Annotated in this window: 9 protein-coding genes; all 9 read left to right on the forward strand. The window is 63.9% G+C overall.

Features of this window, described 5'->3' with window-relative positions; translation table 11 throughout:
• The 9 genes from H6955_08155 to H6955_08195 all read left to right on the forward strand — a co-directional run bounded on the left by H6955_08155 (position 1) and on the right by H6955_08195 (position 13,026).
• Positions 1–1,959, forward strand: coding sequence for a universal stress protein (locus tag H6955_08155; GenBank protein MCP5313516.1), 1,959 nt, complete (start codon positions 1–3; stop codon positions 1,957–1,959).
• A gap of 179 nt (positions 1,960–2,138) precedes the next feature.
• Positions 2,139–3,236 (forward strand): calcium/sodium antiporter, encoded by a 1,098-nt coding sequence (locus H6955_08160; protein ID MCP5313517.1) that lies wholly within the window; start codon positions 2,139–2,141, stop codon positions 3,234–3,236.
• Between the two features lie 220 nt (positions 3,237–3,456).
• Positions 3,457–3,894: a hypothetical protein gene (locus H6955_08165; GenBank protein MCP5313518.1), complete on the forward strand. Its 438-nt coding sequence runs from the start codon at positions 3,457–3,459 to the stop codon at positions 3,892–3,894.
• 169 nt (positions 3,895–4,063) lie between these two features.
• Positions 4,064–6,970: a molybdopterin-dependent oxidoreductase gene (locus H6955_08170; protein ID MCP5313519.1), complete on the forward strand. Its 2,907-nt coding sequence runs from the start codon at positions 4,064–4,066 to the stop codon at positions 6,968–6,970.
• 15 nt (positions 6,971–6,985) lie between these two features.
• Positions 6,986–7,708, forward strand: a complete 723-nt coding sequence (locus tag H6955_08175) for a 4Fe-4S dicluster domain-containing protein (GenBank protein MCP5313520.1) — start codon at positions 6,986–6,988, stop codon at positions 7,706–7,708.
• 21 nt (positions 7,709–7,729) lie between these two features.
• Positions 7,730–8,722, forward strand: a complete 993-nt coding sequence (locus tag H6955_08180; GenBank protein MCP5313521.1) for a dimethyl sulfoxide reductase anchor subunit — start codon at positions 7,730–7,732, stop codon at positions 8,720–8,722.
• Positions 8,723–9,260: 538 nt separating this feature from the next.
• Positions 9,261–10,256, forward strand: a complete 996-nt coding sequence (locus H6955_08185) for a TIGR00341 family protein (GenBank protein MCP5313522.1) — start codon at positions 9,261–9,263, stop codon at positions 10,254–10,256.
• A gap of 47 nt (positions 10,257–10,303) precedes the next feature.
• Positions 10,304–11,602, forward strand: a complete 1,299-nt coding sequence (locus H6955_08190) for a tRNA 5-hydroxyuridine modification protein YegQ (protein ID MCP5313523.1) — start codon at positions 10,304–10,306, stop codon at positions 11,600–11,602.
• Between the two features lie 140 nt (positions 11,603–11,742).
• Entirely contained in the window at positions 11,743–13,026 is a 1,284-nt protein-coding gene (locus H6955_08195) for an outer membrane protein transport protein (GenBank protein MCP5313524.1), read from the forward strand.
• The last annotated feature ends 5 nt before the right edge of the window (positions 13,027–13,031 follow it).

Genomic DNA, 13,031 nt, shown 5'->3' on the forward strand with positions numbered 1-13,031 from the left:
ATGGATAACATGTCCTTCCAGTTCATTGATTTGAACCTCGCGACGGTGGTGATCCTGTTCGTCGTGGGCTTCATCGGTGGCATGGTCAGCGGCTTCATCGGCTCGGGTGGCGCGTTCGTGCTGACACCGGCGATGATGAGCCTGGGTGTGCCGGCAGCGGTCGCCGTCGCCAGCAACATGGCGCACAAGTTCCCCAAGGCGCTGGTTGGTGCTTACAAGCGCAACAAGTACGGCCAGGTCGACATCAAACTCGGACTCGTCATGGGTCTGTTCGCGGAGGCTGGCGTACTGGTCGGCAAGAACGTGATGGTCGGCATCCGGGAGGCCTTCGGCACGGCCGGTACCAACCTCTACGTGTCGTTCATCTTCGTGGTGGTCTTGGGGATCGTCGGCAGCTTTGTGTTGCGCGACGGTCTGCGTGAGAAGCGCGGCGAGGGTTCCGGTAGCGGACCGAGACCGCTTGGGCCGCTGGCGCAACGCATACGTCGCCTGCACATCCCGGGGACCATGATCCATCTCAAGAGCATCGACGCGCCGGTCTCCGTTCTGGTCATCGCGCCGCTCGGGTTCGCCACCGGTCTGCTTGCTGGCACCATTGCAGTGGGCGGGTTCATCGGTGTGCCGGCCATGATGTACCTGTTGGGGCTGCCGGCGTTGATGGCCAGCGCAACCGAACTTGTGGTTGCGTTCATCATGGGACTCGGCGGCAGCTTCTTCTATGCGCTGGACGGTTTCGTCGACATCCGGCTATCGATGATCATCCTCGCCGGCTCACTGTTCGGCATTCAGATCGGTGCGATTGGCACCACGTACGTGAAGGACTACGTGGTCAAGTTCGTGATGGCCGCGATCATGCTGCTCGTGCTGGTCAGCCGGTTCTTCTACATCCCTGGTTACCTGTCGGACTTGCAGGTTCTCACCGGACTGTCCGACGGCGGCATCCGCATCCTCAATGCAATCGGCGAGGCATCGCTCGCGTTCGCGCTGGCGTTCGGTGCATTCATGATCATTCGCGCGCTGCGCCAAGGCATCCGCGAGCACCGCCTCGCCGAGGCGGCCGCGGCCATCACCACGGCACCGGCCGGCGCACCCACCGAGGCCGAAGTGGTGTCGGCGCCCGTGCAGGTATCGCCCCTGGCGCGTTTCGAGCGTTTCCTGGTCGCCAGTGACGGTTCAGAGTTCAGCGAGGCCGCGGTGCGCGAGGCGGTCGCGATGGCACGCAAATGCGGTGCGCAGATGCATGTCATGTCACTGGTCGCGATCGGCGTCGAACACGCTGCGCTCGGCGAGGCGGTGCTCAAGCAGGAAATGGACATGGCACAGGCGCATCTCGACGCGGTCCGCGCCCAGGCCCAGGCCGCGGGCGTCGCATGCGACATCCACCTCGTAAACGGCCATGCAGTGGATCGAGAGATAGTCGACATGGCCGAGCGCCTGAACGTCGACCTGATCGTGATGGGGCAGCGTGGGCGGCGTGGGCTGGCGCGCCTTATGCTCGGCCACGCCACCGCCCAGGTGATCGGCATGGCGCATTGCAACGTACTGGTCGTACCGCGTGACGTGAGAGTCGAGGGCCGGCACCTCGTTTTGGCGACCGACGGATCGCGCTATGCCGATGCCGCTGCGATTACCGCTGCAGGCATGGCCGGATTCTGCAAGGCGAAGATGACTGTGGTGTCTGTGGCCAGCAGCGGGCCTGGACCGGACAGCCGCGCAGAGGCCGAGCTGGTAGTGCAACGCGTGGTCGACCACATCCGTGGTGAAGGCATAGACGTCGAGGGACTGGTGCTCGAAGGCCGTCCGGATGAGCTGGTCATCGCGACCGCAAAAGAGCGCAACGCCGACCTGATCGTGACCGGTAGTCATGGCCACACCGGCCTCGAGCGTATCTTGTTGGGCAGCACGACCGAACGAATCCTCAACGACACCCTGTGCGCTGTGCTGGTCGTAAAAACATGAGGGGTTTCCGCACCGCGACTCGGTGTGATCCGACGAGGATGAAACGGCTCGCTGCAGGTACGGTTTAGGATCCAGTGGCGGTCGATGGCATCGAAGATGCGTGGCGTCCATGAACGCCAGGCGACGGTGCAACGGCAGAGTCGACGGTGTGTCTCAGTCAGAACTTTGGGAATGTCGGAATCGGTGTGTTTGATTTCCTCGTAGGTCTGGCGGCGCTGGTCTTCGGCGCCGAGCTGCTGGTGCGCGGTGCCTCAAAGCTGGCCCTTTCGTGGGGCGTGTCGTCTCTGGTGGTCGGTCTGACGGTGGTCTCCTTCGGTACCAGTGCTCCCGAACTTGCGGTGTCTGTGCAATCGGCGTGGTCCGGGCAGGTGGATATCGCCCTGGGCAACGTGGTCGGTAGCAACCTGTTCAACGTGTTGGTCATTCTCGGTCTGTCGGCCCTGATCTCGCCGCTGCTGGTACATCAGCAGCTCATCCGCCAGGAGGTGCCGATCATGATTGGCGTGAGCCTGCTGCTTTGGGCAATGGCCGTGGATGGCGGCATCAGCCGTTGGGAGGGACTGCTCCTCACCGGGCTGCTGATCGGCTACACCGTCATGCTGATTCGCCAGAGCCGGCGCGAGACTGCCACGACCCAGGTTGCCGTCGATGCCGAGTACGCGCAGGCCTTCGACGGCACGCCACGGGGTTGGGACGCGCACTGGGGTGTGCAGCTGCTCCTCATCCTTACGGGTTTGGTCCTGCTGGTGGTCGGTGCAAACTGGCTGGTGGAGGCCGCGGTTCGATTTGCCCAGGACCTCGGCGTCAGCGAATTGATCATCGGGCTGACGATCGTCGCCGCCGGCACCTCGCTGCCGGAGCTGGCCACGTCGCTGATGGCCGCCGTGCGCGGAGAGCGCGATATCGCGGTAGGTAACGTAGTCGGCAGCAACATATTCAACATCCTGGCGGTCCTGGGTGTCTCGGCGAGTGTCGCGCCAGCCGATCTTGCAGTGCCGCCGACCATGCTGGTTTTCGACCTGCCCGTGATGGTGGCCGTGGCGGTGGCCTGCCTGCCGGTATTTTTCACCGGGTCGCTGATCGCCCGTTGGGAGGGGGCGCTGTTCCTGACGCTGTATGCCGCCTATGCCCTCTATCTGATTCTCCACGCCATCGGTCACGACGGCGTACCAGGCTACGACGCAGCAATGGGCGGCTTCGTGATACCGCTGGTAGCGGTCACCCTGCTGGTGCTGGCTTGGCGGCATTGGCGGGCAGGACCCGGCCAGAAGCGGTGAGCGCTTCGGTGAAATCCGATCGGCCGACCGGGTGGGTCTCCCGCTTTTGATGCCGGCCGGCGACGCGGCTCACGCATGCCGGTTCATGCGGACAACCAAAGCCAGCTGGGCATCCCATGGATTCCGGTACACGCGTTCGTCGGTGTCCCTGCGTCGCGGCCTAAAGGAACGGCATCGGCAACCGATCTCCTGCTTGATGTCCCCGGAGCCCGTCTTACCGATGAACCTCTCCCCGTGGCTGCTCGTCGCAGCGAGTCTGGTTGCCGCACCGGCCCATGCCGGGGGTGCCGCATGTGTGATGGCCAAGTACCAGGGGGTCACGATGGACTATGCGCTGGCGGTCGGCACCGAGCATCCGTCGCTGGCGCAGGAGGCCGCGGAACGCGAACTGCGCGACAAGGGCTATGCCGATTTCCAGCAGCACCTGGACGTGATCCGCGCGCAGAACCTGAGCAATCTCGAGCATGCCCATGTGATCGTGATCCGCAGCGAATTCGAGGACTTTCGCGGCAAGCCGCGCAGCGCGATGGGTTGTGGATTCAGCGGCCGTTCCTACCGTGACGCCGAGCTCGACGCCGTACGTGACCTGCAGGCCCACTTCTGGGGCTGGAAACCGGACGCGCACGGTTACCGGGTGGTGCGCAAGTTCCAGTATTGACGCCCGTCACCGCGTCGTCGCACGGCGCCGGCGCTTATCCTGTCGCGACGCCGTTCCCGCGGCTGTCTGGCCCGGTGGCGCGTATCCGGTTTGATCCAAAACCGCCTAAAGATTAGAATATTAGCTGTTGTTTATGTAATCGGCACAGAGCCATCGGGCAGGGCGGTGAATGTTGGATCCCAGGGTGCAAATCGGCCAGGACACCGGTCGGACCGAGGTCAAGAACACGACCTGCTATATGTGTGCCTGCCGCTGCGGCATTCGCGTCACGCTGCGCGACGGCGAGGTCCGGCACATCGAGGGTAATCCCGACCATCCGCTGAACAAGGGTGTGATCTGCGCCAAGGGCGCCTCGGGGATCATGAAGCAGTACTCGCCGGCGCGCTTGACCCGGCCGCTGCTGCGTCGCACCGGCGGCGAGCGCGGCGCGTCCGACTTCGAGGAGATCTCCTGGGAACGGGCCTTCGAGATCATGCACGAACGGCTCGCCAGGCTGCGTGCCGAGGATCCGAAGCGGTTCGCGCTGTTCACCGGCCGCGACCAGATGCAGGCGCTGACCGGGATGTTCGCGAAGCAGTTCGGCACCCCGAACTATGCCGCGCACGGCGGTTTCTGCTCGGTGAACATGGCGGCCGGACTCATCTACACGATCGGCGGCTCGTTCTGGGAGTTCGGCGGCCCCGACCTCGATCGCGCCAAGCTGTTCGTGATGATCGGCACCGCCGAGGACCACCACTCGAACCCGCTGAAGATCGCGATCTCCAAGTTCAAACGCCGCGGCGGGCGGTTCATCTCGATCAACCCGGTGCGCACCGGCTATTCGGCGATCGCCGACGAATGGGTGCCGATCAAGCCGGGGACCGACGGCGCGCTGCTGCTCGCGATCACCCACGAGATCATCAAGCAGGGGCTGTACGACCGCGAGTTCCTGGTCGATTACACGAATGCCGCGGAGCTGGTGAATCTCGATTCGGCGTCAGACGACTTCGGCATGTTCATCCGCACCGACAAGCCGGTCGAAGAGGGCTGTTTCGACGCACAGAACAAGCTGTGGTGGGACCGCAAGACCAACGGCCCGGTCGACGTACGCTGCGAGGGCTGCGACCCCTACCTGCTCGGCAGCTACGCGATCGACGGGCGACCGGTGAAGACCGCGTTCCAGATGCTCAAGGAACGGGTCGAGGAATACACGCCCGAATGGGCCGCCGGTATCACCGGTATCCCGGTCGAGACGATCAAGCGCCTCGCACACGAGATGGGCGTCACCGCGCGCGATCAGAAGATCGAGCTGCCGATCCAGTGGACCGACGTCTGGGGTCGCGAGCACGGCTCGGTGTTCGGCAACCCGGTCGCATTCCACTCGATGCGCGGACTGGCCGCGCATTCCAACGGCTTCCAGACGATCCGCGCACTCGGCGTCCTGATGACGATCCTGGGGACCATCGACCGTCCCGGGGGCTTCCGTCACAAGGCACCCTTCCCGCGCCCGATCCCACCCTGTCCGAAGCCGCCGAAGGGTCCTCAGGGCGTACAGCCGAACACGCCGCTGGACGGCATGCCACTGGGTTGGCCGGCCGACCCGAACGATCTGTTTGTCGACGATGAAGGTAATCCGGTACGCATCGACAAGGGGTTCTCCTGGGAGTATCCGCTGTCGGTGCACGGCCTGATGCACAACGTCATCACCAATGCCTGGCGCGGCGATCCCTACAAGATCGATACGCTGTTGCTGTTCATGGCGAACATGGCGTGGAACTCGTCGATGAACACCGCGAAGGTGCGCGAGATGCTGGTCGACAGGGACGACGACGGCGAGTACAAGATCCCGTTCATCATCGTGTGCGACGCCTTCCAGTCGGAGACGGTGGCGTTCGCCGACCTGGTGTTGCCCGATACGACCTACCTGGAACGCCACGACGCCCTGTCGATGCTCGATCGGCCGATCTCCGAGTTCGACGGGCCGGTCGATTCGGTGCGCATCCCGGTGGTCGCCCCGAAGGGTGAGTGCAAGCCATTCCAGGAGGTGCTGATCGAACTCGGTACGCGACTGGGATTGCCGGCGTTCGTCGACGACAAAGGCGCGCGCAAGTTTCGTGACTATCCGGATTTCATCATCAATTACGAGACTTCGCCGGGCTCCGGGATCGGTTTCCTCTCCGGCTGGCGCGGCAAGGGTGGCGAGAAGTTCCTGAAGGGCGAGCCGAACCCGCGCCAGTGGGAGATGTACGCCAAGAACAACTGCGTGTTCCACTACGAACTGCCCAAGTCGTACCAGTACATGCGCAACTGGAACAAGGGTTACCTGGAATGGGCGCGCGCGCACGGTATGACCCGCTACGCCGAACCGATCAACGTGCACATCTATTCCGAGGTCCTGCAGAAGTTCCGCCTGGCGGCACAGGGCAGGCGACCGGGCAAGCGACCGCCGGCGCACCTCGCCAAGCGTGTCGCGACCTATTTCGATCCACTGCCGTTCTATCACGAGCCGCTCGAGGTCGAACTGGTCGATACCCAGGAATACCCGCTGAACGCGCTGACCCAGCGACCGATGGCGATGTACCACTCGTGGGACAGCCAGAATGCCTGGTTGCGCCAGATCCATACCCACAACTACCTGTTCGTCAGTCCTCGCCTCGGTGCGGCGCAAGGCTTCGACGACGGCGACTGGGTATGGGTCGAATCGCCGCACGGCAAGGTGCGTTGCATGGCACGGTTCTCCGAATCGGTCGAGCCCGGCACCGTCTGGACCTGGAATGCGATCGGCAAGGCGTCGGGCGCCTGGGCGCTGCACCCGAAGGCGAACGAGTCGCAAAAGGGTTTCCTGTTGAATCACGTGATCGCCGAGGAGCTGCCCCCCAGCGAGGCCGGCGAACACCTGTCCAATTCAGACCCGGTGACCGGTCAGGCGGCGTGGTTCGATGTGCGCGTCAAGGTGTACAAGGCCGATGACAGCGAGCCGCAGGCGAGCTATCCGCAGTTCAAGCCGCAACGGCGTTTGCCCGGTCAGGACGCCAAGCGTGGTCGCTGGCAGGCGTACTTCGCCGGCGTGTTCCGCCGCAAGACGGGCATCGAGTAGGAAAGGAGCGAGCCGATGACACAATTGGCCCTGGTGATCGATCTGAACGTCTGCGTCGGTTGTCACGCCTGCGTGACCTCGTGCAAGGAGTGGAACACCTCCGGATGGGCCGGCCCGATGGTCGATCACCACCCGTACGACGCCGATCCGACCGGCACCTTCTTCAATCGCGTGCAGATGTTCGAGATCGGTGAGTTCCCGAAGACCGAGACCGTGCACTTCCCGAAGAGCTGCCTGCACTGCGAAGAGCCGCCCTGTGTCCCGGTATGTCCGACCGGTGCCTCGTACAAACGCGCGGACAACGGCGTGGTGCTGGTCGACTACGACAAGTGTATCGGCTGCAAGTACTGCTCCTGGGCCTGTCCGTACGGCGTGCGCGAACTCGACGAGCAGCAGAAGGTGATGAAGAAATGCACACTGTGCATCGACCGTATCACCGACCAGAGCCTGCCGGAGAAGGAGCGCAAACCGGCCTGCGTGCTGGCCTGCCCGACCACGGCGCGGCTGTTCGGCGATGTGCATGATCCGGATTCCGAGGTATCGATCGCGATCCGCGAGAACGGTGGCTACCAGCTGATGCCGGAGTGGGGCACGCAGCCGGCGAACCACTATCTGCCACGCCGCAAGACGCGCATCCAGATCTTCGACGACGAACTGGAACGCGCCGACAATCCGCTGAAGAAAGAGGCACCGCTGCCGGCCGCAGAGGGCGAGACCCTCGACGACGTGGCGTATTGATCGGGCCCCGGAGAAGACAACATGCATCCCGCGTTTTCCGTGATCTTTCTCACCACACTGATCGGTGCCGGGCAGGGGCTGTTCATGGCACTGGTCACCGGCCAGGTGTATTCACTCGCGAATCTGCTCGAGCCACAGGACAGCGTGAGCTTCTACGCCGCGGGTAGCATGCTGGCGCTGGTTCTGCTGGGTCTCGGCCTGATCGCCGCGGTGTTTCACCTCGGCAAACCGAGCTATTTTCTCACCCGCGCCTGGCGCGGAATCACCCAGTGGCGCACTTCGTGGCTGTCGCGCGAGTTGATCGCGCTGCCGGCATTCATGTTGCTGGTCGCGCTGTATGGCGGTGCACACTATTTCGGCCTGACCACGCCGTGGCTGGTGATCAAGGGTCAGCTGCCGATCGATGCCACGCTGGTACTCGGCACCCTGGGCGTCCTGTCGGCGATCGTGCTGTTCATCTGCACCGCGATGATCTACGCCAGCCTGCGTTTTCTGCAGGAATGGCACACGCCGTTGACGGTCGCGAACTTCATGCTGTTCGGGTTGGCGTCCGGTTTCACACTGGCGGCGGCGTTCTCGGCCTGGATCGGCGCGGCACTGGTGACCTTCTACGGTGTCTGGGCGGTGATCTTCACGGTACTCGGTGCGATCACGCGCGGTTTCTCGATGTACCGCAATGCGCGCATCAAGCACAAATCGACCCTGCAGACGGCGATCGGCGTGCGTCACACGAAGATCCGGCAGAAGTCGATGGGCTTCATGGGCGGCGCGTTCAACACCCGCGAGTTCTTCCACGGCGCGACCGGTGCGACGCTGGCGACGGTCAAGCTGTTCTTTCTCGCAACGGTGTTCCTGGTGCCGGTCGTGCTGCTCGGCACCTCGAACGTGCTCGAATCCGCGTACCTGCCGATGCTCGCGTTCGTCGTGCAGTACCTGGGGTTGATGGCGGAACGCTGGTATTTCTTTGCCGAGGCGCGGCATCCGCAGAATCTGTATTACCAGTCGGTTGCCTGACGCATCGGGTAGATTGGCTGGGGCGGTTTCGTTGCGCGCGGGCGGTTTTTGAGAGCGCTCGGCGGAGCGCGCCCGCGATCCTTTTCTTTGCGTGCCCAAAGAAAAGGACCCAAAAGAAAGGGCACCCGACGACTTGTCCCTCGCCGTAGGCGAGGGGTGCCCTGTGCTTCTCGCGTCGGGCGGCGCTCGGGAACTCGCTCCCTGGCGGTCGCTCAGACACCCCTCGCTTGGATCCGCCCGCCGCTGCGATGCTCGGCGGCGTCCAAGGGTCTCAGGGAGGCAGTGGCCGGTTACGCAGCACAGACCAAGCCTTGGGGTGCCCTTTTCTTTGGTTCGTTTCTTTTGGGCAAGCAGAAGAAATGAACAAGGTTTCAGTTTCGCCCTGGTGCGCTGAGCCCAGCGCATCAACAAGAATCCCCTCCAACATCACTCAACGAGACGTGCTTCGGGTAGAAGATCCCGCGTTGCCCCGGTGACCCCGAGCATGCCGCGGTACAATCTCCGCGATCCCAACAGACACTATAAGGACGCGGACCCGATGCGCCTGATCGAGATCGTCGCCGATGCCGGCCATACCGATACGCTGTCCGGGATTGCCGACCAGCACCAGATCACCGACTACTGGTGGGGTGCGTCGGCCGAGGACGGTCGTCGTTCGTTCCGCATGCTGGTCAACGACCAGCTACGCCAGACCGTGATGGATGCGCTGCAGAACGTGTTTGGTGGATCGGAAAACATCCGCATCGTCGTGCTGCCGGTGGACGCGGTGCTGCCACGCGAGCCCGAGGACCGCGAACTCGCCGCCGCAGCGACCCGCGAGGAGTTGTACAGCCAGATCGAGAAGGGGGTGCGGATCGACAGCAGTTTTCTGCTGCTGACCATCCTGTCGACCATCGTCGCGGCGATCGGGTTGATCGAGGACAACGTCGCGGTCGTCGTCGGTGCGATGGTGATCGCACCGTTGCTCGGGCCGAACATCGCGCTGGCGTTCGGTTCCACGCTGGGCGACGGCGCGCTGGTGTGGAAGGCGCTGCGTACCAGCCTGGTGGGCCTGGGCATTGCCTTTATGTTATCCCTGACGATCGGCCTGCTATGGCCGGTCGATGTCGCGCGCGGCGAGATGCTGGTCGCAAGCCGAGAGATACTGGCGCGCACCGACGTCGGGCTCGATGGGGTCGCGCTGGCGCTGGCCGCGGGGGCGGCCGCGGTGCTGTCGTTGACCACCGGTCTGTCGTCGACGCTGGTCGGCGTGATGGTCGCGGTTGCGTTGTTGCCGCCGACCGCGACCATGGGCATGTTGCTCGGTGCCGGCTACCAACAACTCGCCGTCGGCGCGGCCTTGCTGCTCGCCGTCAACGTCGTCAGCGTGATCGTCGCCGCCAAGATCGTGTTCATGATCAAGGGTGTCAGGCCGCGTACCTGGTATCAGCGCAGCAAGGCCCGCCAGTCGACGCTGATCTCCGGAGTCTTCTGGTTGGCGCTGCTGCTCGGCCTGTTGCTGATTGTCTATGCGCGCGACAAGGTAATGCTCTGACGGCGACGAAGGATAATTAGAAGATTGCACTTCGATCAGGTACAGCGATGACGACCCCGGAACTGCTTGCCCCGGCCGGCACCCTGCGCAACATGCGCTATGCGTTCGCCTATGGCGCGGACGCCGTGTATGCGGGCATGCCACGCTACAGCCTGCGCGTACGCAACAACGACTTCCGGGAGGACAACCTGCGGACCGGGATCGACGAGGCACACCGTCAGGGACGCAAGTTCTTCGTCGCGACCAACGTGATGCCTCACGGCGCCAAGTTGAAGACCTTCGTCGACGACATAGCGCCGGTGGTCGCGATGCGGCCCGATGCGTTGATCATGGCCGATCCGGGCCTGATCATGCTGGTACGCGAGCGCTGGCCGGAGATGCCGATCCATCTCTCGGTGCAGGCGAACACCGTGAACGCCGCCGGTGTCCGCTTCTGGCAATCGGTCGGCCTGACGCGCGTGATACTGTCGCGCGAACTGTCCCTCGACGAGGTGGCGGAGATACGCCAGGCCTGTCCCGACATGGAGATCGAGGTGTTCGTGCACGGCGCCTTGTGTATTGCCTACTCTGGGCGCTGCCTGCTGTCGGGTTACTTCAACCACCGTGACGCCAACCAGGGCACCTGCACCAATTCCTGTCGCTGGGATTACAAGATCGCGCGCGAGGATCTGGACGCCGTCGCGCAGGTCCCGGTCTCTGAGATCAGGCGTCATCCGCGCGCCGACGAGGTGTATTACCTCGAGGAGCGGGAACGTCCCGGTGAGTTCATGCCGATCTTCGAGGACGAACACGGCACCTACATCATGAATTCGCGCGATCTGCGTGCGGTCGAGCACGTCCAGCGCCTCACCGAGATCGGGGTCGACTGCCTGAAGATCGAGGGGCGCACCAAGTCGCACTATTACACGGCGCGCACCACCCAGGTATACCGTCGGGCGATCGATGACGCGGCGGCCGGGCGGGCGTTCGACCCGGGGCTGCTCGCCGAGCTCGAGCATCTGGCGAATCGCGGCTACACCGACGGTTTTTTCCAGCGTCACCCGAGCCAGGAGATGCAGAGCTACCGCGAAGGGGCGTCACGCAGCACCCGGTCACAGTTCGTCGCCGAGGTGACCGGGGTGGACGCCGCGAGCGGGCTCGCCGAGCTGGCGGTGAAGAACAAGTTCAGCGTCGGTGACGAGCTGGAACTGGTCACGCCGGGCGGGAACCGGCGGTTTCGGCTGCAGGTGTTGTTCGATCGCGCGGGCAATCCGCTCGACGAGGCGCCGGGCGGTGGCTGGACCGTGAGGGTTGCGCTGCCGGCGCCGGCCGACCCGATGGGGTTGCTGACACGGATTCTGGCGTAACGTCAAATAAGCGTCGCAATTCTTGTCATTGTTGGGAATCGCGTTTGTTCTTGATCCATATTAGGGAAATCGCTTGCCACCGCGCCTATGATCCGCCGCCTTAAGGCAAATCATGGTCTGTCAGGGGGGGCGGCGTGGTTATCCAGCGGATCAAAGGCAGCGCGACTGCAGTCGTATTAGTCGGCATCTTTTCTGGCGCTCATGCGACCAACGGCTATTCGCCGACCGGTTTCGGCGCGGCGAACAAGGGTATCGCGGGGGCCGGGGTCGCCCTGCCTCAGGATGCGCTGGCCGGTGCCACCAATCCGGCCGGGATGGTGCATGTTGGCGAGCGGCTGGACGTGGGGCTCGCGGTGTTCAATCCACACCGGGGATTCACCGCGGACGACAATGGCGCCGCGAACCCACCGCCGCCGAGCGTGCCGGCCGGCAGCTATGACAGTGAGAATGACCTGTTCCTGATCCCGCATTTCGGTTGGAACACGAAACTCACCGCGGACAGCAGTATCGGCGTGCTGCTCGGTGCCAACGGCGGCATGAACACCGAATACGACACCGCCGTGTGGCGCAATTTCAGCAACCCTGCAGGCACCGCGAGCGCACCGACCGGCGTCGACTTTGCGCAGATGTTCATCGGTGTGCCGTATGCGGTGCGGCTCAACGACAGTCACTCGTTTGGGGTGATGCCGATCGTTGCCGTGCAGCGCTTCAAGGCCGAGGGACTGGAACCGTTTCGCGCCTTCTCGGTGGCACCTACGAAGCTGACCAACAACGGGTATGACCTCTCCTGGGGATGGGGGTTGCGGGTCGGCTGGCTTGGCCAGATAAACGACCGGCTGGCACTCGGGGCGTCCGCGCAGACGCGACTGCGCATGCAGCGTTTCGATCGCTACGAGGGGTTGTTCGCCGAGCAGGGCGACTTCGATGTCCCGCCGACGGTCACCGCCGGCTTCAGCTTCGACGTCACGCCGGACCTGACCCTGGTGGGCGATTGGCAGCGGATTTTCTACGGCGAGGTGAAATCGCTGAGCAATCCGAACGATACCGTGATCGGACCCGATACGCTGCTGGGGTCGGACGATGGCCTGGGTTTTGGCTGGCGCGACATCGACATCTTCAAACTCGGGGTCGTTTGGCGCTACAGCCCGCAGTTGACGCTACGAGCCGGCGTGAGCCACGCCGACCAGCTGTTCAACAACGGTGAGGCCCTGTTCAACGTGCTCGCCCCGGCCACGGTGCGTACCCACGCCAGCCTCGGGATGACCTATCGGCTCGAAGACGGCAATGCGCTGACGCTGGCGTACACCCGCGCGTTCTTCGAGAGGATCGACGGTGTGAATCCGAATTTCACCGGCCCGCAGACCGGCAGCGCGCAGATGGACCAGCACGAACTGGAGCTCAGCTGGGCCTGGATCTTCGACTGAGCCGC

It is taken from the genome of Chromatiaceae bacterium (genome assembly GCA_024235395.1).
Taxonomy (GTDB): Bacteria; Pseudomonadota; Gammaproteobacteria; order Chromatiales; family Chromatiaceae; genus Thiosocius.